Origin of the sequence: Paenibacillus sp. GXUN7292, from assembly GCF_050864975.1 — a bacterium.
In the GTDB taxonomy this organism is placed as follows: Bacteria; Bacillota; Bacilli; order Paenibacillales; family Paenibacillaceae; genus Pristimantibacillus.
Map to the genome: position 1 here is coordinate 45,568 of NZ_JBOZWO010000006.1, position 25,623 is coordinate 71,190.

Annotated in this window: 22 protein-coding genes; 18 read left to right on the forward strand and 4 right to left on the reverse strand. The window is 42.1% G+C overall.

Annotation, left to right across the window (positions count from 1 at the left end):
* Positions 1-106 precede the first annotated feature (106 nt).
* From ACRRU2_RS07490 to ACRRU2_RS07510, 5 genes are all read left to right on the forward strand, one after another.
* Positions 107-2,671, forward strand: a complete 2,565-nt coding sequence (locus ACRRU2_RS07490) for a LuxR C-terminal-related transcriptional regulator (RefSeq protein ID WP_432500589.1) — start codon at positions 107-109, stop codon at positions 2,669-2,671.
* Positions 2,672-2,821: 150 nt separating this feature from the next.
* Positions 2,822-5,557: a PQQ-binding-like beta-propeller repeat protein gene (locus ACRRU2_RS07495; protein WP_432500590.1), complete on the forward strand. Its 2,736-nt coding sequence runs from the start codon at positions 2,822-2,824 to the stop codon at positions 5,555-5,557.
* Between the two features lie 176 nt (positions 5,558-5,733).
* Positions 5,734-6,108 carry a GntR family transcriptional regulator gene (locus tag ACRRU2_RS07500; protein ID WP_331699489.1) on the forward strand — a complete coding sequence of 125 codons (375 nt, stop codon included), beginning with the start codon at positions 5,734-5,736 and terminating at the stop codon, positions 6,106-6,108.
* Between the two features lie 3 nt (positions 6,109-6,111).
* Positions 6,112-6,978, forward strand: a complete 867-nt coding sequence (locus ACRRU2_RS07505) for an ABC transporter ATP-binding protein (RefSeq protein ID WP_331699382.1) — start codon at positions 6,112-6,114, stop codon at positions 6,976-6,978.
* On the forward strand, positions 6,971-7,597 hold the full coding sequence (locus ACRRU2_RS07510) for an ABC-2 transporter permease (protein WP_432500591.1): 627 nt from the start codon (positions 6,971-6,973) through the stop codon (positions 7,595-7,597). The genes ACRRU2_RS07505 and ACRRU2_RS07510 overlap by 8 nt, the downstream gene beginning before the upstream one ends.
* Before the next feature lie 65 nt (positions 7,598-7,662).
* On the opposite strand, the gene ACRRU2_RS07515 is transcribed toward ACRRU2_RS07510, so the two are convergent.
* Complete coding sequence (locus ACRRU2_RS07515) at positions 7,663-10,287, reverse strand: leucine-rich repeat domain-containing protein (protein ID WP_432500592.1); 2,625 nt, start codon at positions 10,285-10,287, stop codon at positions 7,663-7,665.
* Between the two features lie 774 nt (positions 10,288-11,061).
* On the opposite strand from ACRRU2_RS07515, the gene ACRRU2_RS07520 reads away from it, so the two are divergent.
* The 7 genes from ACRRU2_RS07520 to ACRRU2_RS07550 all read left to right on the forward strand — a co-directional run bounded on the left by ACRRU2_RS07520 (position 11,062) and on the right by ACRRU2_RS07550 (position 17,085).
* The gene (locus ACRRU2_RS07520) at positions 11,062-12,516 is read left to right on the forward strand and encodes a DHA2 family efflux MFS transporter permease subunit (protein ID WP_331699488.1); all 1,455 of its coding nucleotides are present in this window, start codon (positions 11,062-11,064) and stop codon (positions 12,514-12,516) included.
* Between the two features lie 54 nt (positions 12,517-12,570).
* On the forward strand, positions 12,571-13,173 hold the full coding sequence (locus ACRRU2_RS07525) for a TetR/AcrR family transcriptional regulator (RefSeq protein WP_331699379.1): 603 nt from the start codon (positions 12,571-12,573) through the stop codon (positions 13,171-13,173).
* Positions 13,174-13,379: 206 nt separating this feature from the next.
* Positions 13,380-13,868 carry a YfbM family protein gene (locus tag ACRRU2_RS07530; RefSeq protein ID WP_432500593.1) on the forward strand — a complete coding sequence of 163 codons (489 nt, stop codon included), beginning with the start codon at positions 13,380-13,382 and terminating at the stop codon, positions 13,866-13,868.
* Positions 13,869-13,928: 60 nt separating this feature from the next.
* Positions 13,929-14,360 (forward strand): NUDIX hydrolase, encoded by a 432-nt coding sequence (locus ACRRU2_RS07535; RefSeq protein WP_432500594.1) that lies wholly within the window; start codon positions 13,929-13,931, stop codon positions 14,358-14,360.
* A gap of 269 nt (positions 14,361-14,629) precedes the next feature.
* Complete coding sequence (locus ACRRU2_RS07540; RefSeq protein WP_432500760.1) at positions 14,630-14,866, forward strand: S-layer homology domain-containing protein; 237 nt, start codon at positions 14,630-14,632, stop codon at positions 14,864-14,866.
* A 183-nt stretch (positions 14,867-15,049) separates the two neighbouring features.
* Complete coding sequence (locus tag ACRRU2_RS07545) at positions 15,050-15,919, forward strand: serine/threonine protein kinase (RefSeq protein WP_432500595.1); 870 nt, start codon at positions 15,050-15,052, stop codon at positions 15,917-15,919.
* A 188-nt stretch (positions 15,920-16,107) separates the two neighbouring features.
* Entirely contained in the window at positions 16,108-17,085 is a 978-nt protein-coding gene (locus tag ACRRU2_RS07550; protein WP_432500596.1) for a hypothetical protein, read from the forward strand.
* A 150-nt stretch (positions 17,086-17,235) separates the two neighbouring features.
* Here the strand turns inward: ACRRU2_RS07550 and ACRRU2_RS07555 are convergent, their stop codons facing one another.
* Complete coding sequence (locus ACRRU2_RS07555; RefSeq protein WP_331699372.1) at positions 17,236-17,658, reverse strand: DUF1259 domain-containing protein; 423 nt, start codon at positions 17,656-17,658, stop codon at positions 17,236-17,238.
* Positions 17,659-17,707: 49 nt separating this feature from the next.
* Complete coding sequence (locus tag ACRRU2_RS07560) at positions 17,708-18,130, reverse strand: DUF1259 domain-containing protein (protein WP_432500597.1); 423 nt, start codon at positions 18,128-18,130, stop codon at positions 17,708-17,710.
* 339 nt (positions 18,131-18,469) lie between these two features.
* Here ACRRU2_RS07560 and ACRRU2_RS07565 point away from each other — a divergent pair, with 339 nt between their 5' ends.
* The 4 genes from ACRRU2_RS07565 (at position 18,470) to helD (ending at position 23,680) form a co-directional block, all read left to right on the forward strand.
* Positions 18,470-18,856 carry a hypothetical protein gene (locus ACRRU2_RS07565; protein WP_432500598.1) on the forward strand — a complete coding sequence of 129 codons (387 nt, stop codon included), beginning with the start codon at positions 18,470-18,472 and terminating at the stop codon, positions 18,854-18,856.
* Positions 18,857-18,906: 50 nt separating this feature from the next.
* A complete protein-coding gene (locus tag ACRRU2_RS07570) occupies positions 18,907-19,506 on the forward strand; it encodes a DJ-1/PfpI family protein (RefSeq protein WP_432500599.1) in 600 nt (199 codons plus the stop codon).
* Positions 19,507-19,642: 136 nt separating this feature from the next.
* Positions 19,643-20,941, forward strand: a complete 1,299-nt coding sequence (locus ACRRU2_RS07575) for an aminotransferase class I/II-fold pyridoxal phosphate-dependent enzyme (RefSeq protein WP_432500600.1) — start codon at positions 19,643-19,645, stop codon at positions 20,939-20,941.
* Between the two features lie 321 nt (positions 20,942-21,262).
* A complete protein-coding gene (gene helD / locus ACRRU2_RS07580; protein WP_432500601.1) occupies positions 21,263-23,680 on the forward strand; it encodes an RNA polymerase recycling motor HelD in 2,418 nt (805 codons plus the stop codon).
* A 141-nt stretch (positions 23,681-23,821) separates the two neighbouring features.
* Here the strand turns inward: helD and ACRRU2_RS07585 are convergent, their stop codons facing one another.
* Complete coding sequence (locus tag ACRRU2_RS07585) at positions 23,822-24,196, reverse strand: hypothetical protein (protein WP_331699366.1); 375 nt, start codon at positions 24,194-24,196, stop codon at positions 23,822-23,824.
* A gap of 371 nt (positions 24,197-24,567) precedes the next feature.
* Here ACRRU2_RS07585 and ACRRU2_RS07590 point away from each other — a divergent pair, with 371 nt between their 5' ends.
* Positions 24,568-24,747, forward strand: coding sequence for a hypothetical protein (locus ACRRU2_RS07590; RefSeq protein WP_331699365.1), 180 nt, complete (start codon positions 24,568-24,570; stop codon positions 24,745-24,747).
* A 105-nt stretch (positions 24,748-24,852) separates the two neighbouring features.
* On the forward strand, positions 24,853-25,506 hold the full coding sequence (locus ACRRU2_RS07595; RefSeq protein WP_432500602.1) for a class I SAM-dependent methyltransferase: 654 nt from the start codon (positions 24,853-24,855) through the stop codon (positions 25,504-25,506).
* Positions 25,507-25,623: the final 117 nt, after the last annotated feature.

The window sequence follows — 25,623 nt, forward strand, 5'->3', positions numbered from 1 at the left end:
GCAAATCTGTATAATAGGATAGATTGAAGTTCATCGTAATGTTTATGATGGCGCTTACGCCGCTTGTTTTTATCGAATTAGAAGCAGCGAAAGGAGATAGAATGCCATGATGATCGTCGTTACTAAATTGCATATTCCCCAACCGCGGACATCGTTAGTAACGCGTACAAGACTTATCCAACGTTTGCATGAAGGGTTGGATCGAACGCTTACTTTGGTCACTGCGCCTGCCGGATATGGAAAAACCACCTTGCTCAGTGAGTGGGCGAATACTCTGAAATGCCCTGTCGCCTGGGTATCGATGGATTCAGGTGATAATGACCGCATCCGTTTTTGGGCCCATACGATAGCGTCGTTGAAACAAGCCTGCCCTGCCTTTAACGCGGAGTCTGTCCTTCGATTCGCTGCGGAAGATTCAGATTCGTTTATTGCTGCGCTCATAAACGGTTTACATCGCTTATCCCAAACAATCATACTCATCTGGGATGATTTTCATCATATCAAAGATCCAGCGATTCTGAAGGGAATTATATATCTTCTGGAACGCATGCCGAATCATATTCATCTTTATATAGCCAGCCGAACTATTCCACCTTTTTCCTTATCCCGTATACGAGCAGGAACTGGACTGGTCCGATTAGAGGTGAGCGATCTGCGTTTCCTGCCTGAGGAAACATCATTATTTTTTACGATGTGCGGCAAGATAAACTTGTCTGAGGAAGAAGCGGCCACCGTACAAGAAAAAACAGAAGGATGGGCAACTGCGATGCGGCTGCTAGTTTTATCATTGCACGAACAAGCTGATCCAGCATCTCTCGTCAGCATGCTGACGGGAACAGAAAGGGATATTTCCGATTATTTTTTTGAAGAGGTTTTATCCCGGCAGCGGGAAACGATCCAGCAATTTTTGCTAAAGACGTCGGTATTAGATCGTATGACAGGCGAGCTTTGCATGTCAGTAACCGGTATGTCGGAAAGCAAATTGTATTTGCAACATTTGGATCAATTGAATCTGTTTCTTGTGCCCTTGGACGAGCAGCGGGAATGGTACAGATACCATCATCTGTTCCAGCAATTTTTGACCGCGCAACTGCAGCGACGAGAACCGAAACAATGGAATGCACTGCAGATTGCAGCTGGAAAATGGTTTGAGGAAAATGGCTGCCCGCATGAGGCAGTAGATTATTATTTGGCCGGTGCGGGTTATGAGGAAGCGCTAATGCTGCTGGAAGCAATTGCGCCGGAGCTGCTAGTCTATGAATGGACAACGCTTTACAAATGGTTGAATGATATTCCTGTTTCATTGTTAAGTGCCAGACCGATTCTGTTTTTGACAAAGCTCGCTTCCCAATATATGTCCGGGCGAGTTGAAGAAGCTACTGACGGGTATTGGCAAGCGGTACGCTGGCTGGAAAAGGGTGCCGATAATCTTCCTCCGCATCAAAGTAAGACATTACATGCAGGTCTAGCATTTCTCGCTGCATTCCGCACGTTTTTAGATCGGGATTTTGACTATGCTGTACAGTATTCAGAAGAATATGTCAGCATACACCCAGAAGGTGATTTCTTCATAGGTTTTGGGGGTGACAAGGACGGCTGGCATCCGGTTTGGGATATTTATGTATCGGACGATAGCATTACATTAGCGAAGCAAATATTAACTCCTTTAATATCGATTTGGTCTGAAACCCGAAATGTCTACTTTGTTGCGCATTTATGTATTGATTTTGGCAAATTGCAGTATGAATGTAATCGCCTGGACGAAGCTGAGAAGTATATGCGTCGAGCTAACGATATCGGAAAATCGTATGACAATCCATGCCTGGCGACTGTTTCGGCGCTTTGGCTAGCCCGTATAGCCACTGTTCAAGGAGACGAGAAGAACGCAACTGCAATCGTTAAGCAATTAAGCGAACAGCCGGCTCTGAAGGCTAATCCCCATTTGTCGGGGAAAATCGCTTTATTTCAAGCTATGTTGGGCAAGAAGCAGGGAGAAGAAGAGGCTTGGAATCAATGGCTGATAAGCAGCGGGTTACGGTTTCAAGACGAAATCCCGCTTTCGATGATCAACGAATACGCTTTTCTCGCATCTTTGCTGGCAGAGGAAGAGCAAATCGAAGAATCTATCGCTTTGACGGATCGGCTCCTTTTCATCGCGATTCAAGCAGGACGGAAAAGCGACCGAATTCGCCTGCTTGTATACAAGAGCCTTTTTCTATCTCTCCAAGGAAACGCTGAGAAAAGTATGACCATACTAGAAGAAGCGCTCGCTTTGGCATGGCCGGAAGGATATATTCGTACGTTCATAGATGAAGGGATACGACTAAGGAAACTATTGGATCAATATCTCGCATTGCGTCAAAAACAACATCATCGTTCTGTCCGGAAAGTTCCTTTAACATACGTGAAACAACTGCTGCGCCTATTTCCGCGAATAGAAGGGGTAACTGGCGAAATGATTACTATAGAAGGAAATATGCCTATTTTAACTGCGAAGGAAAAGTGCGTGCTGCATCTTATGGAAAAGGGATTGTCAAATAAAGAATTGGCGAGCCAGCTTAATATCTCACTGGCAACCGTAAAAACTCATATTAACAATATTTATGGCAAACTACAGGTCAAAAGCAGATTGCAAGCGCTGGAACGTGCCAATACTCTCCAATTGTTCTGACTTCGACTGGTTCTCCTTAACTAATCTCCACCCCCTCTCTCCACCTTTTCGCTTTTGGCGATAGGCAGGGTTGATCTCAAAAGCGCGAGAAGTGTGTATAATCGGCTGGAAAATGCAAGTAAGAGATCAACTGAGGAGGAGTTGTATGACATGTGTCAGAGGAGAAAAAAAATATGGATTGTATGGCTCGCAATCTGTTTAGGATGTGTGGGAGTAATACCTGCTTCGAATGTGAATGCTGCTGAATTGCTGTTTGAGCAAGGCGCAGGTTATGAGTCAGGCGCTTATGAACGCAAAGCAGCTCAGCCAACAGCTTTTAATTGGGTACGGCAGTCCAGATTTACGGGAAGTACGGATTCAGAGGAGAAGTGGACGTTTGCAGCAGAAGGTTCGATTTATTCTACTCCTGCAATCGGTACAGATGGCACACTATATGTCGGTTCGTATGATGGCAAGCTGTATGCCATCGATTCAAGAACAGGCAGGCTTAAATGGTCATTTGTTACGGAAGGGGCGATTGCTTCTTCGCCAGCAATCGGGGCAGACGGCACGATCTACGTCGGTTCAGGGGACGGAAGACTGTACGCACTCGATCCAAATGCCGAGCATAAGCAAATATGGGCCTTTGAAACAGGAGATTCGGTACATGCTTCACCTGTAATCGGAGGGGATGGCACCATTTATATTGGTTCGTACGACGGGAATTTGTATGCGCTGGACCCGTATGCGACTGTTGATAATGAACGGGAGATTTGGTCCTATGAAATAGGCGGTGAAATAGATTCTTCACCTGCGATTGGACATGATGGTACGATCTATGTAGGCTCTGGCATTGGTATGTTTTATGCGCTGGATCCTCATGCGGATGATGATCAACGCGAAAAATGGTCGATTGAACTTAATATGGGCTATGATGGTTTGTGCTGGGATGATCTGTGTCCGGTATATTCATCGCCTGCAATTGGAGCAGACGGCCGCACAATATATGTCGGTTCGGATGATGGATTCGTCTATGCGCTCGATCCGAATGCCAGTGATAATAATAATCGTGTAAAGTGGTCATTTGATGCATGGGGTTCCGTTTTATCATCACCTGCGATTGGAGACGATGGCACGGTTTATATTGGTTCATACGATGGAGCGCTATATGCGCTGGACCCTGATGCAGATGATGAACATCGTGTGAAGTGGTCGTTGAATACCGCGACAAATCCATGGATTCCAATCATATCCTCGCCAGTCGTAGGAGCAGACGGCATAGTTTACATCGGTTCAGGAAACAAAAAGTTATATGCACTGGATCCATATGCTTCAGATGACGATAGAGTAAAGTGGTCATTTGCAACAGCGGGAGAAATCTACTCCTCGCCCGTGATCGGTCCAGATGGAACGATATATATAGGATCTTACGACAAACGGCTGTATGCCATTGGGACGAGATCTATCCTTGTTCCTGATGAGGTCGCTGCTGTTGCGGATGAAAGTGCAGTGAAGCTCGCTTGGAGTGATGTTTACGGTGCTGCTGGCTACAAACTATACCAATATGAGGGAACAGAGGCACCTGAATCAAGGAACGAATGGACACTTGTAAACGATGATGAACTTATTGCTGAAACAGAATATATGGCTAAAAACTTGAAGGCAGGCCAGATATATTGGTTTGCGATCAAGGCAGTTGGCACTGAAGAAATTGAAAGTGAATTTTCAGATTATGTATCCGCAATGCCTTATACGAATGTTGCGGAAGTAGATGAGCTTGCACGGCTTCAAGTTGCCAAAGGGACAAAGCTGGATAAGCTGACTTTGCCGGAGGAAGTAAATGCCCAGTTGAGCGATGGATCTGCAATCAAATTACCAGTAAGCTGGGATTTGGTAAACACAGACTACAACTTTGCACATGCGGGAACTTACAAAATTACAGGAGAGCTGCAGCTCTCCGCGCATATCCGTAATCCTGGCATTCTGAATGCTGAACTGACTGTAATCGTGCTTCCAGGTATTAATGGAGGCTGGTATTTATCCAACAATGCGAATTTGAAAACATTGGAAATTTGGACAGAAGATAACCTTATTCCTCTTACACCGTCGTTTATGGGGGATACACTGTCATATACAGCCAAAACGGCAGCGGATCTAATCGAGGTGACGGCGATTGCGGATCATCCGGCTGCAAAAGTTACCTGGAATGAGCAAGTGCTGGCTGACAGTATTCAAGTCGATTTACAGGAAGGGGCAAATGACATTTCGCTGATTGTTCAAGCTGAAGATGGCTCTCGGAAAACGTATAAGCTTTATGTTGAACGGCAAATGCCTGAACAGGAAAAACATGAACCGCCTGTGATTTCGTTCACTGACATTGCTGGTCATTGGTCGGAAGCCTATATTAAGCGCGCAATAGCGAAAAGTTTTGTCAGCGGCTATCCGAATAAAACGTTTCTGCCTGATCGCCCGGTTACTCGTGCTGAATTTACGGTTATGCTCGTAAAAGCTTTGAACCTGGGGGAGGGAAGTGCAAATCTCTCATTTACTGATTATGAACAAATCGGCGCATGGGCAAAGCAAGCCGTTGCACAAGCGGTACAAGCAGGCTTCGTCCAAGGATATGCAGACGGCAGCTTCCGGCCAAACATGCTAATTACACGAGTAGAGATGGCGGTTATCGTTGCTCGAGCGCTCAAGCTGCAGCCTAATGCTTATGGGACAACCGGCTTTGCAGATAACGAAGAAATTCCTAAGTGGGCGAAAGGGGCAGTAGAAGATCTCCGTAAATTAGAAATCATCCGCGGCTACAGCAGCAATAAATTTGTACCAGGCAAGCCGGCTACCCGTGCAGAAGCGATCGTCATGCTGCTTAGAATGTTGGATGAGCTGGATCAGAAGATATAGTATTCAAAGCTTTACAACGAAGGACATTTCCGTTTTCTAAAAACAGAAATGTCTTTTTTGTGCTCGGAGCCGTTTATCCTTGATATACTGGATGAGCTTTATTGACGCATTATCTAATAGTGTGTATATTATATATATACGGTATATACTTAACGAGCGTTAATGAGGTGAGAGACATCAAAATTATATTATCCAACGCATCGAGCGACCCCATTTATATACAGATTATAGATCAGATTAGACAAAGCATTTTGAATGGCGAACTACACGCTGGAGACAGTCTCCCGTCCATCCGGCAGCTTGCCAAGGATTTGCAGGTCAGTGTTATTACGACCAAACGCGCTTATGAAGAGCTCGAGAAAGAAAGACTCATCGATTCAGTTGTAGGCAAAGGGTGTTTCGTATCGGGTGCCAATAAAGACTTCATACGGGAGCAGCGCATGAAACGGTTAGAAGAGAAAATGCTCGAAATCATTCAGGAAAGCAAGGCATTAAGCATGAGCCGTCATGAATTAATTGATCATTTGACGTTATTGTTCGAGGAGGAATAGGCAATGAATGCAATTGAAGTACGTAATTTAACTAAAACTTATCAGCTGTTCCATGTTGATAATATTTCTTTGGATGTGAAGCAGGGCTATATTACCGGACTCATCGGACCGAATGGTGTTGGTAAAAGCACCTTGATCAAGATGATGCTTGGCATGATTCGTCCTGACTCTGGAAGCGTAAAAATACTTGGCCGCGATATGCCTCAACATGAAGTTGACATTAAGCAACGCACCAGCATTGTATCGGATGATTGCTTCTATTATGAACATCTTACGATAGCTGATACGAAGAAGATGATTGCACCATTTTACAAAAACTGGAATGAAACAAAATTTAAAGGTTATCTTGAACAATTCGAGCTGTCTCCGAAAAAGAAAATTGAAAACTTATCCAAGGGTATGAAGATCAAGTTTTCCCTAGCGATTGCATTATCACATCAAGCCGAGCTCCTTGTCATGGATGAACCGACCTCTGGACTTGATCCTGTATTTAGAAGGGAAATGCTTGATCTGCTCGCAGATATGATGCAAGACGAAAAGAATACGATAATTTTCTCGACACATATTACGACTGATCTGGATCGGATTGCTGACTACATTACATTTGTCAACCGCGGAAAACTCGTTTTCAATGAAGCTAAAGAAGATGTGTTTGAGAGATACGCTATTGTAAAGGGTGACCAGCAATTGCTCGATTCGGATATTCGGAAAAAATTTGTCGGACTTCGTGAGACGGCGGTAGGCTTTGAGGGTCTAGTAGATAACAGGCAAGAGGCAGAACGATTATTTGGCAATTATGCTCTATTAGACAAACCATCATTAGAAGACATCATGTACTTTACCGCCAAGGGAGGTCGTGTTCATGTATAACTTGCTTCGCAAAGACTTTATCGCTTTAAAAAGCTCATTATGGATAATTATTCTTTATTTTGTTGTGTTCAGTGCTGCCTTTATCCCAAAAAGTGAAATGTCCATCTATTTTGTAGGTATTTATACAGCTTTCGGATCTATAATTCTTGGTACAATGATCGATATCAAAAACAACAATCATAACTTTTTGGTCACGCTGCCGATCAGCCGCAAGCATATTGTGAAAGCCAAGTATATAGCAGCTATTATGTATGCACTTTTTGGAATACTTGCTTCATACGGGATTCACTGGCTTGTTAAACTTGAATATCCTGAGCTGAACAAGCCTGCCTTTTCTGGATTGGACATTATGGCTTCAATAGGGATGGTGCTCGTTTTAACTTCTATCTATATGCCTCTATTTTACGCACTTAGTAAGAAAGGAGCAGCCATTATCAATGCCGTGTTTATGCTCGCTCTAATTATATTGGCTCAACCTGCGGCTTTTTATCTGAATATGATGAGCGAAAAAGGAGTTTTTGAAGGACAAACGTTATTGCTTATTCCAATCGGTATCTTACTGTTATTCATAGCTTCTTATTACTTGACTATATTTCTGTTTAATAGGAAGGATTTATAGATAAAATCAAAAAGAGGGCGTTCTCCGTTTAGAACAAACGGGAGGACGCCCTCGACACGATCAGCTTAATCTACAACATGGACCCATTCGTCTTTGAATAATATACGGCCTTCTCTAAGCTCATTTTCATAGTTCAATTCATCGAATGCCCCATCGAAAACTGACAATCGGAAGTAAACTTCCGCATTCCGCTTCAATGGTTCCGGAGAAGGTCTTAACGTATACTGAAGATCACCCGGCGCCAACACTTTCGGCTGATTCGAATGATTGACTGCTATGGCGGATTCGCCATACAAATAGTTCCAGGATTTGTCGTCAAAATCAGCCCCGAAGAAAACTTCAGTAACATAAATGGCGCTATGAGCAGGCAACGTAATTTCCTTCACATTGCGTACCGAGTACTTATTCGATGGCGGGTACGAATTTGCAACAGGTGTTACGCTGTAGCTGAACATCGCCTGATTCAGTGCATAGCTGTCCAGTTTGCCTTGCGAAGCCGCTTGGTTAAAAGTAATACCTTTGCTGCCTTTCTTGAGCAAGGTGACATATAAATGATCGTTAGGCTGCAGCACGTTGCTTCTCTTCGGCATAAAGGTCAGCCCGTTGTTGCGATGGAGAAAATGGTTATCCTCCTCCTGGAAAAAATACTCCGTCGAGAACACCTTATAGTCAACTGTGAAAGTTACGCCTTCACCGGCAAGCGGCAATTCTGACGGCACATTCAACATAACGTCTACGCTTTCCTTATTGTAAGGAAACAATACAGCTTTGGAAATATCGCGGCTCAAACCTTTAGTGACATCTCCTTCGACTTCCACAGACACTGTCAGCCAAACAATAAGATCATTCTTTAAAGGGGTTTCTGCGTTAATGGATACGGTAATCTGTTGATTAGCCGGACTCGGAGAATCTGTCTTAGCTTTCGGGAATCGGTCGAAGTCCCATGCAATGGAAAGTTCTCTTGCCGTCTGTGTTTGATTGAAATAGTTCCGCTTGCCGAAGTCAAGCAGCTGCGCTTGGACAGCGTTCGACGGAGCAGCGCCATTCCATTGGTTATCGGAATCGTTCCAGGTCGCATCTACATGATAGAATTCTCCATTCAGGCGAATCAGATTCCATGCATGGCCTGATCCGCTGATTCCATCGATATAATAAATGTCGAGTCCGGCTAGCTTGCCCAGCATCTGCATGGCTCGCGCATAGCCGTCACATACCGCATATTGCTCAATTAAAGCTCCATAAGCGTCATATGGTCTTGAGGCGGTTGGAATTCCTTTGCTGAATTCTTGATGATCATACTGGGTACGACTTAGAATGTAATCATGCACCGCAGTTTCTTTTTCCAGCTCCGACATGCCCGGGCGAATAATCGATTGAATAATTTCACGTGCTTTCAATCCCAGTTCCTGAGTGGAGGCTGCCGACTTGGAGCCTAAGTAGTTCATTCCTTTGACAAATGACATATCAATTACCGGATTTCCATCGACATTAAGCTCATCCATAAGCGGCAAGTCTGCGATGACGCTGATGTCAGATACCGCATTATTGTTCATTTCCAAATAGCTAAGCTGTTTAAGCTTCTGGAGCTCTTTGATGCTCGTCACCGCATTACTTGCGATATTCAGACTTTCCAATTTAGTGAGTGAAGACAATGCATCCAGCCGTGTGATGAAGTTGTGAGAAACAAACAACCCCTCCAGATTGCTGAGACTGCTTAGCGGCGACAAATCCTCGATAGAATTACGGTGCAGAACGAGCTCCTGCAATTCCCGAAGCGAGGACAGAGGCGACAAATCCTTAATCAAGTTGTCAGGCAATTCAATTCGTGTAAGCTTCTGCAACGCCTGAATACCATCAAGGGAACGGATTCGCGTATGCGGCACATTGACGCTGCTCAATCGGGTCAGGCGGTTGACATCGGAACGATACAAGTCACCTGTCGGCTTGCCGGCAGCGGCTCTTACCACCTGTTCCAAACCGGGATCAGAGAAGGTTACTACGTCTGTATCAGCACCTGCACCTTGTGCAAGCACCCCAGCGCGGTTAGTAGCTTCTTCCGTGAATACACCCTCTGCAATAAGTTTGCCGGCCAAGGTCATCTCTTGCTGCTTGAGCGGCTGCTTTAATGCTTCGAATGACAGCAGGGCGATATGACCTCGTAAAAACGTCTGTTTGGCAAGCTCTTGGCTTGTCGCGGAATTGATCAGACCGATCGAAGCCGCTTTATTTAACGATTGAGCGTAAGTGAAATCCCCTTTATTATCATTGTAGCCGAGCGCTCTCAGCACCAGTGTAACGTATTGAATTGCACTCATTGGATCATTGGAGCCAAAACGCGAGGCGGACACCCCGTTGGCTAGTTGATGTGAATAGGCATAGTTTACATAACCGATTCCCCAACGCGGAACATCGATGAAAGGCGAAGGATCGTTTTGCAGTTTTTGAGCTTCAGCCTCTACACCCAGCATGCGAATCAGCATGACAAGCCCTTCTAGACGAGTCGGCTTCCGATCCAATTCATAGCCCTTATTTGTACCGGCAAAAATGCCAAGTATATTCAAGCGATCCGCGTATTCCAAATGCGGGTCAGGGGATGCCTTCGCGATTGCGGCTTGAGGGAGCAGCGAGACGAAAAGACATAATGCAAGTAAAAATGAGCAAATAGTACTAGATCTAAAACGACGATTCATGAAAAAAATTCTCCTTTTTTTGAAGTGTACATACAATTTGGAACATTGCGGTAATACAGGTTCATATATCCTTATGTTATTGTTTATAGTGCGATTGATCAAGAAAAATTTACTAGATTTTTATGAGAAAGGAGAGAATAATAGAGAATAAAGAATTATTTTTAATAGGAGAAAAGAATTATTTAGGAAGAGGGTAAGAAAATTTAGACTGTGTAAAAAATCTCAACAAGTACTGGTACTGGTGCTGGTGCTCTCGCTCTAGAGCTAACTTTTATGGAACAAGCAATCACGCGCTAAAGCTTACTGTATTTCCTCAGCCTGTTGAAAAACGCTAACGGAACTTAGACACGCTATTGTATGGAAATCAGCTTATTCTAAAATCTAAAGGAACTGAGAAATTTTATTTACTCAAAATCACTACCTAAACGGGGAAAAGATCACCTATAGCGCTCCACTATTCCGTTACAGTTTTAAAACACCTTTTTATTACTAAATAGAGCCTCTCAGTTCCGTTACAATTCTAAACAGGTGACATTACGACTTTTGCTCTGTTATTTAACTTTTGCAACGAATCGACGACTTACCGCTTACTGCTTTAGGTCTGTTATCCAGGCTTAGTAAATGAGCATATAGAAAATATAAATTTTTTGTGCGAAATGTCACATTTTTATTGACATATGGGATAGTTGTTAGGTATGTTTTATTATGTAATGCGGACAATTGTCCGCAAGGCTTTTTATAAAAAAAGGAGTGGTACGTTTGAACGGCTCGAGTATGGAAGCGAAAGGGAATCTGGATTTAAGCAACATCAAAAGAGGACCGATAGTCGCTGCGCTTATTATTGGCGCATTTGTCTCAATTTTGAATGAGACGCTGTTGAATATCGCTTTTCCCAATTTGATGGAGTATTTCAGCATAACTGAAACATCGGTGCAATGGCTGGCTACAGCTTATATGCTTGTTGTCGGGATTCTTGTCCCTATAACTGCATTGCTGCAGCAGTGGTTTTCTACACGTCAAATGTTTCTTGGGGCAATGATCTTATTTCTTGCGGGTACGATAATTTGTGCGTTTGCTCCGATATTCGGAATACTTCTCACCGGGCGTATCGTTCAAGCATTGGGAACCGGTTTGATGATTCCTGTATTGATGAATACAATTCTGATTATTTTCCCTCCAGAAAAAAGAGGAGGAGCAATGGGCATGATTGGTCTTGTCATGATGTCCGCTCCAGCGATTGGTCCTACCTTGTCCGGATTGATTGTTGATTCACTTGGCTGGAGATGGCTGTTTTATCTAGTTATCCCATTAGCGGTAATCTCAATTGTATATGCGGCTTTATATTTGAAAAATGTAAGTGAACTGACTAAACCGAAAGTTGATATTATCTCCATCCTGCTATCCTGCATCGGCTTTGGCGGCATTGTGTATGGTTTCAGCAGAGCGGGAGAAGGCTCTTGGTCAGACCCTGAGGTTGTATGGTGTCTCGTTGCAGGCGGGATCAGCCTGTTCTTGTTTATATGGCGCCAGCTCGTCGTGAAGGAGCCTATGCTTGATCTGCGCGCTTTCCGCTATCCGATGTTCTCTCTCGTTACTGTGTTGATGCTTGTTCTGATGATGGCAATGTTTTCTACAATGATTATGCTGCCGCTATTTTTACAGAATGTGTTGCTGCTTTCCGCACTAAGCGCAGGGCTCGTTATGATGCCGGGAAGTATATTGAATGGTATAATGGCGCCGATCTCCGGTGTATTGTTTGATAAGTTTGGTCCGAGAGTACTTGTTATTCCTGGCTTGATCATTATGAGTGTATCGATCTGGTTATTCTCGGGTATTGAAGCAGGGTGGACGAATGGTTATGTCATTTTTCTTCACATCCTGATGATGATCGGAATCTCGCTGGTCATGATGCCAGCGCAAACAACAGGGCTCAATCAGCTGCCGCGTCATCTCTATCCGCATGGCACAGCGATCATGAGTACACTGCAGCAAGTTTCAGGTGCGATTGGCGTAGCGTTGTTCGTCAGCATCATGTCCTCCGGTATGAAAAAATATATGTCGACATCACCAGATCCGACGAATCCAGCTGAAGGCATACCTGCAATGATAGCTGGTCTCCACAGTGCGTTCCTAATCGGAGGAATTCTTTCGATTCTGGCTGTAATTATCGGCTTCTTCATTCGCAGAACAAAAGCACCTCAAGAGGAAGGCCAGAAGCAGCCGGTATAAATTTTCTTTACAAATAGGCTTATGGCTAACATGACGGTAAGGGAGGTGTAGTCCATGACATACGGAAAAGACATCGATGAAATTAGCTTGAAAATCCTGTCAACGGCTAACGCTTTGTTTATCCAACATGGAGTTGAAGATGTGTCTATGCATCAGGTAGCTAAGACGGCGGGCATTGGACAAGGCACGTTATATCGTCGTTATCCGAATAAGAGCAAGCTATGTTTCGCAATTATGAAAAGCAAGTTTGACTTTATTATGGCGGATATCGAGGATTACTTGCTGAACGAAAAAGACCGGCCGATTATGGAAAGAATGTTCACGCTAATCAAAAAAATCGTTGTTCTCATCCAAGAAGATATGGAGTGGCTCATGGCTGCCACCTGCTCGGAGCGATTGGAGGAGGCGAAAGAAAACTGCTATGAAGCGCCTCCGTTTACTTATATTGCTAATAAGATGAATGAACTGCTGGAGGAAGCAGCCCGCCACGGGGAATTAATTGACCTTGATCCAGCATTCGCCTCCAGAATGATCGCATCTTCATTTTCACCAATGCTGCTCTTGCATTTGCAAGATCTCGGATATTCTTCTACGCAGGTAGCGGAGGAATATTGCCATACATTCATCGCTCCATTGTTTAGTCATAAGCAAATATAGTGCGTAACGCCCGGCAACATGCTTGTTGCCGGGCGTTTTTTATTGACTCAATCTTTGGGTAGCATACAAGGATTGAGCTTGGTAGTTATAGGTAAAATGTATTAGAGAGATGCATGTCTAATGTTTCTTGAAATACATATTTCTCCAATGTAACATTTAGATAGAGTAGAAAGTCACCTATACAAAACGGAAAGAAGGATGACAACATGGGAATATACGGATATTACTTTGCTATTGACGACAAACTGGTACAGCAAATCGATGTAGGTGAAATTGCATTGGAGAATTTGAACATAGCCGATTATCCCGGACTCGACATTGATAGATCGTGGGAGGCGATTCATTACTTGCTTTGCGGAGATATTTCCGATGGAGAGCCACCTCTTGGCTATGTCGTCCCGATGACGTCAGACAAAGGCATCGATTTCGGCTCATTCGGGGCATTTATCTTGCGCGCCGAGCAAGTTGCAGCAGCGCTTCAGGCTATGTCTGAACTGGATGAGGCACAGCTCCGCATGCGGTATGATTTCCCTGTTATGGCCAAGGAAGAGGTGTATCCTCTTGAGCCTGACTCTGTTTCCGATGAAGATGAGGACCCGTTCTTTGACTATCTGCTACAGCATTTTAATGAAATCCGGCGTTTCTACAGTCAAGCTGCAGCCGAAGGCAAAGGTCTTGTTTTCTATCTTTTCTGATCTTCATCTATTTTTATATTTTTTAATGGTAGACACGACATCCTTTAAGGAGGCTATATCTTGCCAAAGTTAATCGGAGCTGCTGCAGTTATTTTAGACTCTGAAGGAAAAGTATTGCTTGTAAAGCATAGCTATGGCAAAAACAATTGGGATCTGCCTGGCGGGAAAGGTGAAGACAGTGAATCAGCAGAGGAAACCGCAATAAGAGAGGTATTTGAAGAAGTGGGATTAGAAGTCATAATTCAAGAATTGACCGGTGTATACTATGAACCGAACTATGATATGCATCATTTTGCTTTCATTGCGAAAATCATTAATAACCAACTACCCCAACCAAGCTCACCTGAAATTTTAGAATGCAAATTCTATTCAAGAGATGAACTTCCTAAGCCGATTAGCGATTTCACATGCAAACGCATCAACGATGCGTTAAATCAAGATAGGAAGCAGTTGTTCCATACGGTGGGTCCGAGGCAGTGGTTTGAAGCATAAGTATTTTATGTTATACAGTCTTATAACAAAAAATAATTAGTCTGGTTTATATTTAACGTGTCTAATCTTCTGTGACAGCGAATTTATAGTCGTTTACTTAAATATCAAAATCTGATGCTAATAAATATGATTAAGCCGGAAGTGGGCAATGCTGAGCTCAAATTCAGCGATATGGACAAGGTTGGCGAATGGGCGGAACAAGCGCTTGCACAAGCTGTTCATTTAGGTATCGAACATTCCGGCCGGATAAGCAGATTACACGTGTGGAAATGGCAGTTATACTTGCAAGAGCTCTTGATCTGGACCTTGATATGCTCAGAACAACTAACTTTAATGATGATGCAGCTATTCCGCAATGGGCGAAGGAAGCAGTAGAAGCGCTTCGCGAGAAAGGCATCTTAAGCGGTAAAAGCGATAATAATTATGCGCCTGATCAAGTTGCTACACGAGCAGAAGTCGCGGCAGTGTTACTACGAATTTTAATACAGCAGAAAAGTTTACTTTAAATGAATGAAATCTTCAGTGTTGCAAATAACTTTTATCAGGTGGATAATTGTGGTATCAGAGTGTAAGGAGTGATGTTTTATGGAAAAAAATCCAAGCGCTAATAGGGCAAATCATATTCAGGGGATAACATATAAAATAGCCCTTTAAACTATGTGATTCCCCAAAATTAAGGGGACGATTTAATGAATCAATTGCCGGTAAGGCACATAATTGACAATGTTTCGTTTGATCTTCAGGAGCAGCACGATTTTACATGGCTTCAATCACTTGGAACCGTTTTTTGCGTGTTTGATCAGCAAGATTCCGGAAATATCAGCTTTGGAATAGAAAACAACGGCATTAAGCATTTTGTTAAATATGCGGGTTGCAGACCATTAGCGTTTTCTGGCGAACCTATTGACGCGATTTCAAGATTATCGACTGCCATTCCGTTATATAAGACCTTGAAACATCCTTATTTAATTAATCTCATTAATCATTTTGAACCAAATAATGGCTATGCCGCTATATTTGAGTGGTTTAAAGGAGAATGTCTGCATTCACACTGGTTGTTTGCAGGTAAAGCTAAACAGACGCATCCTGAGTCGCCATTCTACAAATTTAAACAGTTATCCGTTGAAAAAAGACTGCAAGCACTTAATACCATATATGAATTTCACAAATTTGTTGAGTCACAAGGGTACGTAGCAGTTGATTTTTATGATGGCAGTATTCTGTATGATTTTTCAACGGATGTAACCAAGATCTGTGATATCGATTTTTATAGGCCAGCTCCTTCTGTAAATGATATGGGAGAGAATTTTTGGGGAGCAAGACGTTTTAAATCTCCAGAAGAATTTATATTAGGTGCACCTATTGATGCGAAAACAAATGTTTTTACAATGGGGGCAATTGCATTTGGGCTGCTTGGAGGCGAAATGGATCATTCGTTTTCAAAATGGGAAGCGAATAAATCACTTTATGAAGTTGCTTTGCGTGCAGTTAGTAAGGAACGAGAACGACGCTATATAACTGTCAGTGAATTCAAAAAGGCTTGGGATTCGAAAAAGTGATATATACGAAGTACAAATTCTTCTCATCTGTTAATAGAAAATTTTAGAGGACAGTGCTTATTATCCTTTAAGTCCGGTGCTACACCGGACTTTTAGTGGTCTTCATAAATACGGTTCATGATTGTCGCCTAAACGCTGCCTGCTGAATATATCTGAAATATAAGATGATTCAAGAGAGGATGTTGGCCGTGCAAACTGTTCCTCATGATCTCATTCAGGGAAGGATTGCCTATACGTCGGATATCGGCGGAACGTTTGACATTTGGTTGTACCGACCGCTGGAAGGTCAAATTTTTCAACTATCAAAGGGGCTTGGTGCAGAATTTTCCGTCCCCTATTGGTCTTCGGACAATAGAAGAATCGCTTTCATCGGCAATGGCAACGTGGTAAACCTGCTGGATACTGTCACTCTGGCCGTTGCAAGGATTGACCAAATTGAACCCTATACGCTGCTGGATTGGTCTCCGGACAGCCGGTATCTTGCGTATGTTAAAAACGCGCAGATTACCGTTTATGATACCTTCACACATTACAGCTACGCTATCCATGAGCCGGGTGCTAGCGATGTGCAATGGTTCCCTTCAGGTAAGGAGCTTCTGTTTGCAGCCCCGGATTTTTCGGGAAATACCCAGCTTTTTCGCGTCCGTGCCGATGGCACAGAACGGAGACAAATCACACAAAATACGGACGGACCGTTACATGACATTCGCATTTCACCGGACGGAACCTTTGCACTCTATACGTACCCTGGTGTAAGCATCTCCATCATTTCTACGGTGAATTTGACTTCAGGCACCATCTATACGCTTGAAGGCGGACCTCAAGCCAAAAACTATTTTCCTGTATGGTCTTCTGACTCCCGGAGCATCGCCTACAGCGCAACCGCCTATAAAGAGCCGAACTATTATTCACTCATCCAAATTGATAGCCGTACCGGTCAGAATCAAAAAACATTGGCATCTTCCGATTGTTTCGCTACTCCCGTCAGCTGGTCTCCAGATGGTGCGAAAATTGCTTTTTTATCGGGTTGTGAAGGTACAGGAAGTGCAAATCAGCTAAGTATTGTCGATATTATGGGACAGATACCAGTGAACGCCATTCGTACAGGCAGGATTACTGCCCTGCAGTGGTCTCCGCCAATCAGATTCGTAACTGCCACACCCTAAACTTAAAGTAACTACACTGTACTTTGCAAAGAAACAGCCGTAGTAAGTCTGAACTAACGCTTATTACGGCAGTAACTTTGCTAAGAGTTTTAATACTGTATTATCAGACTGTGGAAATTACACCGCTGAACATAATTGACAATGTTATCATCAACCCAAGAAGGCAATGGAACGTTTTACTTTTCTTGCGAAATCAACAGGATTATCAATTGACTCCCAATGGACATACATCAGGCGAGGTTTCTCAAACAACCAGTGATTATGAACTGCGGTGACTTTAATCCCGTTCTTGCGGAGATTTGACAGCAATCGGTTGACTTGGCTTTGAAATAAAGCTGTTTCCCCCAGACAGAGCGCTCGTCCCGATTTGTCCAACGATTCAAACGAAAAAAGTTGATAGCGAACTAAAGGAGAGGTGGTACGTCGTCCTAAAATTGTTGCGTTTATTATTCTATTTCGACTAACAAAACAAACTGGACCAGCAGTTATTTCATGTTCAGTTCCACCTAAAATGGAAGAAAATTGATTACATAACCTTTTAAATCTAGGACTCGCATTTACTCGTGCCGCCATAAGAAATCATCCTTTCATGATAGAAAAATAAATTCGCTTTGCTCAAAAATCAACCCAAAAATGAAATAGATTCTTTTGTTCTTCTTGCAAATACAATTGGGTCCATGATGGCTTCCCAGTGCATATACATTAAGCGGGGCCTTTCTTTTAGCCAGTGATTATGAACGGCTGTCACTTTTATGCCGCGTTTACGGAGATTTGAAATCAATCGATTCACTTGATTTTGGTGTACTGCTGTCTCACCCAAACAAAGCGCACGGCCTGAGCTATCAAGAGATTCGAACGAGAACATTTGCATTTGAACTAAAGGCGAACGTGTTCTTCTTCCTAATATTGTCTCCCTTAAATTTGTCATTCGCGTAACAAAACAAACCGGACCCGCTTCAATCTCCGATTCACCACCCAGGATGTTACCGAATTGAGTACAAAGTCTTTTAAATCTAGGACTTACTTTCATCATTCTTTGTGTCATAGATTGCTCCTCCTTTTTTGGCTTTCTAAATAGATTATGATCTTTGTAGAAAAATGTTTTAGGCGATTCAATTAATGTCACTAAAAACTATCCATTTAGTTCACCCTCTAAACTGGGGCTATTACAACTCATAGCACCCTTGGAAAAGAAGGAGTTTTTGATTCATTCAATAATAAAGGAAAGGAGTAAGTGTATCAGAGATATTATGGTATAATATAGGAATTCCAAGGAAGTGTTTTTCATCAAGGATTGCATCTTGGTGCAGTTCTGTCTATTAAGAGACAATTGGCCAGTGAAGCATGATATATATAAGAGAACTTTGTAAAGGTGTGTTGAACGGTGATTACTATATACGAGGAACAGCGTAAAGGAGCCATAGCGGATACAATTGAGCATTCTCACGCATCGCTAGAAAAGTGTCTCGAGGTCATCGGGCGGATGGACGGTGTCACGTACAGTCAGGTGACCGTTCAGTACATGGGTAAGATGTTTATGGTTGGCGGCGGCAATCAAGAGTTCATCGTTACAGTCGAGTCAAGTGCCGCTATTCATAACCTTGTCAACTCAATGGAGGAAGAAGATGAGTTCGTTGAGATTACTGTAGGCGGACAGGCCTGTGAATTTCCCCAGAAGTACATTGTCAGTCTTGAGAAAGTTGAGTCTGCGCTCCGACAACTATTAATTGATACACCTACCGAATTGCATTGGGAGATGATTGAAAAATAGTAGATCAAACTGTTTTGCATCATTATCTTAATTTCGGGGGAGATGAAGGGATGGAGCAGTCTCGGCAAGCAAGAAATGTAGCAATTTTCATTTACGAAAATGTTGAGCCATTAGATTTCGTGGGACCTTTTGAAGTCTTTATTTCTGGAAGTAATCGCGGAAAAGACTTTAAAGTTTACACTGTTGCGGAAAATGATTGTCCTGTAAAAGCATTGGGAGATCTGAGCATTATTCCAGCTTATACGATTGCTGCATGCCCTAAGCCCGACATTTTAGTTGTTCCCGGAGGTTGGGGAAGCAGAAAAGAAATGTTGAACGAAACGATTACAACATGGATTAGAGAAATATCGAATGATGTCGAAATTCTTCTATCAGTTTGTACAGGGGCTTTAATCCTAGCAAATGCAAATCTGCTAGATGGATTAAAAGTGACAACAAACCGTTCGGCGATACATGAACTGCGGAGCATCGTATCAGATGCAACGGAAATTTTAGAGGAAGTTCGATATGTTGATAATGGGAAAATCATATTATCCGCTGGAGTATCAGCTGGTATGGATGCCTCTTTATATGTCATAGAAAAGTTGTTGGGTGAAAATAGAGCGGCAAATTCTGCAAATATTATGGAGTATGATTGGAGAAGAAAGTAATATCGGTTTTATTTATGATCAAACAAATAGTTAACTAAATTTAAGATCGCTTTGTACTGCTATTCAGTGATAACAGTCAGTCAAATTGAAGAAATATGGTATAATTTCTGAAACGCATTTGTAGGAGAGTGGAGAAGTGAAGAAACACAGCTCTTTTTTTGATTTAAGTACAAATGAATTAAACGAACTCTATCAAGAATTACATGAAAAATATAATAAGTATAAGGAAATGAATCTGAAATTAGATATGTCTAGGGGTAAACCTTGTCCAGAGCAGCTCGAGCTTTCTATGGAAATGCTGGATATGCTGAAATCTGAGGATCAGTTAAAAGCTGGGGATAACACAGACTGCCGAAATTATGGGGGAGTTGATGGAATTCTCGAAGCGAAGGAATTGTTTTCACAAATGCTTGGCGTGAGTACAAAGGAAATGATTATAGGTGGTAATTCAAGCTTGAATATGATGCACGATACTATATCGAGAGCGATGCTTCTTGGTGTCGGTGCAGATGAATTGCCATGGGGAAGGCTCCCCAAAGTTAAATTTCTTTGCCCAAGTCCCGGTTATGACAGGCATTTTGCGATATGCGAGCTTTTGAACATTGAAATGGTAACAATAGATATGAATCAAGATGGTCCGGATATGGATATCGTTGAAAAGCTTGTAAGTGAAGATGATTCTATTAAAGGGATATGGTGCGTTCCTAAATATAGCAATCCTGATGGCATTACATACTCGGATGAAGTAGTTGACAGGCTGGCCCGTATGAAGACAAAAGCAAAGGATTTCCGAATTTTTTGGGACGATGCTTATACTGTTCATCATTTGTCGGATAAGCCTGATCAGTTGAAAAATATTTTAATAACTTGCAAATCAGCAGGAAACCCTGATCGGGTTTATATGTTCAGCTCAACTTCCAAAATTACGTTTCCTGGTTCAGGCGTCGCGATGCTGGCATCCAGCGAATATAATGTGAATGTAATAAAAAAACAGCTTGGAGTTCAAACAATTGGTCCTGATAAGATAAACCAGCTTCGGCATGTTCTTTTTTTGAAAAATATGGATAACGTAAAAATTCATATGAGGAAACAAGCGGCAATTATTAAACCAAAATTTGATCTGGTTTTGAATCATCTTGAGACAGATTTAGGCGACAAAAATATTGCCATGTGGAATAAGCCAAATGGCGGCTATTTCATTAGTCTTAATACGATGGACGGTTGTGCTAAAGAAATAGTAAATATGGCTGGAAAAATTGGCGTCACATTAACGAACGCAGGTGCTACATATCCTTATGGAAAAGATCCCAGAGATAGGAATATACGAATAGCTCCTACATTCCCTTCAATTCGCGAACTCAAAACAGCAATTGAGGTATTAAGTGTCTGTATTCAATTAACTAGTATACAAAAGATTTTGGCTGACAGGGATTAAAGCGTTGAGAAATAGACGGCGGTCTCATTCAATAGGTTATTAAAAAAAGATGACCTTGTCGAATATAAAAGGTCATCTTTTCTAATATTAATTCCAAATTCAATTGTTAAAATCGTCCATAATCCAGCTAAGTGTTCTGCTCTGACAGAGAGTACTAAAAAGGCATTGAACGAGAAATAACGCTGTGATATAATCAATAGCGGTATTGACATATTAATATGAAATTGTATTTATCATTACTCCTAATTTGATTATACATCTGGAATATTGATTTGTCAATACTCTCTTTTACTTGGAAAACAGAATAAGGAGAGTGGGGAAATGGAAAACAACGATTGGCGACTAGAACAGGAGCGACTGGAAAAAATCAAAAATAAACTGCGAACGAGAATTGCCAAGCTGGAGCCGGGGGTTGCCGGATTATGGGATCAGGCTACAGAAATTCGCAGGCGGTTTTGGGAAGAAGTGACGATAAACACAAGCACAGATGAAGATTTCGAAGAAACTTTTCACACGATTAACCAGCAGTCCGCTTTATTGGCTGAAAGAGAACGTGGACATAAACTGTTGGCACAGCAATGGAAAAACTTAAAACGTTTACTGCCATCCCCTTATTTCGGGCGAATCGACTTTCAAGAGGATGGACTGGACCTCGATGAACAGATCTATATCGGAGTATCTTCTTTCATAGAAGAAGATGGCTTGAACTTTCTCATCTATGACTGGCGAACGCCAATTGCAAGTTTGTATTACGATTGTTCTCCTGGATTGGCGTCATATATCACGCCTGCAGGACAAATCGAAGGGAAGATGAAGCTAAAACGGCAATTTCAGATTCGAAACGGACAAATTCTCAATATGTTTGACGCAAGCGATACGATTGGAGACGAAATTCTGCAGCAAATGCTTGGGAAAAGCGCCAATTCACAAATGAAGAGCATCGTGGCAACGATCCAAAAGGAACAAAACACCATTATACGAAATGACAAAAGCCGGATGCTTATTGTACAAGGAGCGGCAGGCAGCGGCAAAACTTCCGTAGCATTACAGCGTGTGGCATATTTGCTGTATAAACACAGACAAACGATAAAAGCCGATCAAATCGTTCTTTTTTCGCCGAATCCGATATTTTCCAGTTATATCTCCTCTGTCCTTCCCGAACTCGGTGAAGAAAATATGCAGCAGACGACTTTTCAAGAATATCTCGATTATTGGTTAGGCTTCTCGCTACGGCCAGAGGACCCTTTCGATCAAATTGAATATGTACTCACTGCACAAGGAGAATCCGGATATGAAGCTCGTCTTCAAGGAATCGAATATAAATCTTCTGAAGCATTCTTGCAAGCTTTACAGAACTATGGAAAGTGGCTGGGAAAGGAAGGCATGCGATTTAACAGTATCCGGTTTAGAGAACGTGATTTAATTACCGCAGAACGAATGGAAGAGAAGTTTTATAGTTATAACCGTTCACTGCCGTTGTACAATCGAATTGCCCTATTGCAAGAATGGCTTCTGGAACAACTAGCAGCACTGGAGCGCTCGGAACGGAATGCGCTTTGGGTAGAGAAAGAGTTGGATTATCTGGATATTGAACAGTATGCGGAAGTCTTTGGAATGCTGCATAAGGATAGAGAGGTATTTGACGTTGCTGAACAATACGCCATAGTTCGCGAGAAAATGACCAATAAGCGCAGGGAGGATGAAGGCGACTTTCAATTCGCTCAGAAAGAGGAAGAACTGCTTCGTCGCAGGATTGTGAAAGATTACTTTAAACCGCTGAGAAAAATAGTGAAGAAGTTCTCTTTTGTAGATACGAAAGGCATATACAGTCAATTGTTTACGGTAGAAGCCTTTTATCGGGAGAAGACGAAAGAAAATTCCGTCCCTTCGTTGTGGGCGGAAATATGTATGCAAACCAAAGAGGCTATGCTGCGTAACGAGTTATTCTACGAGGATGCTACGCCATATTTGTATTTAAAGGAGCTAATTGAAGGTGCTCGTGTAAACACAGCAATACGATATGTTTTTGTTGATGAAGGGCAGGATTATTCACCGTTTCAATACGAATATCTAAAAAAACTGTTCCCGCGCGCCCGGATGACGGTACTCGGTGATTTCGGGCAAGCCATTTTTAGGCAGTCCACAAATTTGGACTCATCTAATTCACAGCTGATCAGTCTATTTGGTCAAGCAGAAACAAGCGTTTTTCGCCTGTTACGCAGTTATCGTTCAACTAAAGAGATTGTCGAATTTACGAAGTCAATGCTCCCGGGCGGGGAAGAAATTGTACCCTTTGAAAGAAGGGGCAGAAAACCAATTCTCACGAGACTGAATAACGAAGAAAAGCGTAATGCGCAAATACTGGCAGATATTGCGAAGCTGAGAGCCGAGGGCTTTGAATCCATCGCCATTATTACAAAAAGCGCTTCAGAAAATCGTGAGGTCTATAACTCATTAAAAACTTTCGAAAGAGAAGATTTGCAGTTTATTACAAAGGAAACGTTAGGCTTTAAGAAAGGAGTGGTGATCATTCCTGTGTACCTTGCGAAAGGTGTCGAGTTCGATGCAGTTTTGGTTTATGATGCATCGTCCAAAACTTATGGGCAGGACAACGAGCTCAAGCTTCTATATACCTCATGCACGCGAGCCATGCATCGGCTTCAATTATATACGACGAGCGATTGGTCGCCATTCTTGCAGACATTGCCAGCGTATTCGTACGAGAAATCATCCTTATGACAGACGGAACGAGAGCGATGACGACGCAATAAGCCGCATAAATATGCGGTGGGTTGATGATATAACCCCTTCCTTTGTTATTATAGGATGGGGTTTTATTGCTATTGTGACGTACCGTTGCTTAATTGAGGCTAAAAAACGCTACAGTGCGCCAGCTTCGTCAACGATTGCTTGTGCTTTGTCGAAGTCATCTTCCGCCACAATGGCTGTCAATAGAATGTCTCTGCCGCTAACCATATTCTCTCTTTCCCCAGAGCTCATTCCGCTAGCGCTGACACTTGCGGCTGCTAATATACCTGCATCACGGTTTATAAAATCACCTCCCAGCGTTAGATCTCCGAGACTGCGGAAATCACCGGATATGGGATTCATGATTCCTTCGACCCCATCGCCGGGATAGCCATCAAAACGGTCGATTGAGGAATCGATTAGATGCAGACTTTTTAATTTATCCAACGCCTGTTCAGCTTGCTCTGGAGTCTTGAAGTAAGCTAGGATAGCTTTTTCTTTCATCATTATAGCCTCCTTTTTTGATTTACCTAGCTAGTTTGACCTAGAAGAATGCCGGCTATTCAAGTCATTAGATTTATTAGAACAAACACAGCATCAAATTAAGGATTTGCTCGAATTATAAATTTAAAATTATCTATTAGCGATGTGAAATTAACAATTCATCGTACAAAAATAGAAATGAAATTTTTACTGCAAGAAGCAAAGCTGCCGTATTGATTATGATTTCATTTATTTGCTATAGTAGATACCCTGCCTAGATAAATTCCAATCTGTGCATATAAACAGATTGTGTGGACAAAATATTTTTAGCTAACTGCAGCTAAGGACGTTGTTAGTAAAAATATTTGTATATCTAGAAGGGGAGGAATCAATAAATGTCGAATAAAAAGAGCTATTATGCATTCGAGGATCATTCTGGCACCATAATTGAATTTCAAGCTACCAGTTTACAACAGGCTATGCTGATTAAAAAGAAACGGGCTCATGAACTTGGGATTCCTAAAGAGGCATTCGAGCTTACGAGCATTCGCAAGAAACCAACCCAGAGCGCATAGCCTTAAAGCATAATTGTGTCGACATTTAAAAGAAAAGACAACAACATTTTCTCTTTAGAAACGCGTAACTACGCGTTTTTTATTTAGATTTAAAGGAGCTGGAAGATGACAGAATTTTGGGAAGCAAGCTTTATAGAAAATCAATTGATGTGGGGATTTGAACCTTCCGATTCAGCAATTGTGACAAAGGACTTTTTTGTTGAGCAGAAGGTTAAAAATATATTGATACCTGGTATTGGATATGGCAGAAATGCAAAGGTGTTTATTGACAACGGCATAAAAGTAACAGGGATAGAGATTTCAAAAACAGCGATTGATTTGGCAAAACAGAAAGGGCTAACTATTAGTATTTTTCATGGTTCAGTCACTGATATGCCATTTGATAACAATCTTTATGACGGTATATTTTGTTATGCACTAATTCATTTATTAAATAAACAGGACAGAGAAAAGTTTATTGAAGATTGCTATAATCAGTTGAAGCCAAACGGATATATGATTTTTACTACTATCTCAACAAATGCCCCAATGTTCGGGAAAGGCAGGCAACTCGGCAATAACTATTTCGAGATCATGGAAGGAGTAAAAATGTTTTTTTACGATTCTGACTCGATAAGAGAAGAGTTTGGAAAATACGGATTAATAGAATTCTCAGAAATTGTTGAGCCGCATAAGAACATGGAAAACAAACCTCCGTTTACATTCAACATAATAAAATGCAGAAAGATAACAAATGATTACCAATCAAACCTTGACTGACTTCACGCGATCAAGGTTTTTTCTTTGGATGGGGATACCTGTTGCCAGTTGACACTTATATTCGACAATGTATATAATAGCCATAAGAACATATGAACAATTGCTCATATATTAAAA

Bases quoted from the DNA above. Each gene is read 5' to 3' on its own strand.
- ACRRU2_RS07570 (WP_432500599.1), top strand. From the start codon at position 18,907: ATGGAGCAGTCTCGGCAAGCAAGAAATGTAGCAATTTTCATTTACGAA.
- ACRRU2_RS07490 (WP_432500589.1), top strand. From the start codon at position 107: ATGATGATCGTCGTTACTAAATTGCATATTCCCCAACCGCGGACATCG.
- ACRRU2_RS07545 (WP_432500595.1), top strand. From the start codon at position 15,050: ATGAATCAATTGCCGGTAAGGCACATAATTGACAATGTTTCGTTTGAT.
- ACRRU2_RS07520 (WP_331699488.1), top strand. From the start codon at position 11,062: ATGGAAGCGAAAGGGAATCTGGATTTAAGCAACATCAAAAGAGGACCG.
- ACRRU2_RS07510 (WP_432500591.1), top strand. From the start codon at position 6,971: ATGTATAACTTGCTTCGCAAAGACTTTATCGCTTTAAAAAGCTCATTA.
- ACRRU2_RS07530 (WP_432500593.1), top strand. From the start codon at position 13,380: ATGGGAATATACGGATATTACTTTGCTATTGACGACAAACTGGTACAG.
- ACRRU2_RS07505 (WP_331699382.1), top strand. From the start codon at position 6,112: ATGAATGCAATTGAAGTACGTAATTTAACTAAAACTTATCAGCTGTTC.
- ACRRU2_RS07525 (WP_331699379.1), top strand. From the start codon at position 12,571: ATGACATACGGAAAAGACATCGATGAAATTAGCTTGAAAATCCTGTCA.
- ACRRU2_RS07595 (WP_432500602.1), top strand. From the start codon at position 24,853: ATGACAGAATTTTGGGAAGCAAGCTTTATAGAAAATCAATTGATGTGG.
- helD (WP_432500601.1), top strand. From the start codon at position 21,263: ATGGAAAACAACGATTGGCGACTAGAACAGGAGCGACTGGAAAAAATC.
- ACRRU2_RS07590 (WP_331699365.1), top strand. From the start codon at position 24,568: ATGTCGAATAAAAAGAGCTATTATGCATTCGAGGATCATTCTGGCACC.
- ACRRU2_RS07585 (WP_331699366.1), bottom strand. From the start codon at position 24,196: ATGATGAAAGAAAAAGCTATCCTAGCTTACTTCAAGACTCCAGAGCAA.
- ACRRU2_RS07495 (WP_432500590.1), top strand. From the start codon at position 2,822: ATGTGTCAGAGGAGAAAAAAAATATGGATTGTATGGCTCGCAATCTGT.
- ACRRU2_RS07540 (WP_432500760.1), top strand. From the start codon at position 14,630: ATGGCAGTTATACTTGCAAGAGCTCTTGATCTGGACCTTGATATGCTC.
- ACRRU2_RS07555 (WP_331699372.1), bottom strand. From the start codon at position 17,658: ATGGCGGCACGAGTAAATGCGAGTCCTAGATTTAAAAGGTTATGTAAT.
- ACRRU2_RS07515 (WP_432500592.1), bottom strand. From the start codon at position 10,287: ATGAATCGTCGTTTTAGATCTAGTACTATTTGCTCATTTTTACTTGCA.
- ACRRU2_RS07560 (WP_432500597.1), bottom strand. From the start codon at position 18,130: ATGACACAAAGAATGATGAAAGTAAGTCCTAGATTTAAAAGACTTTGT.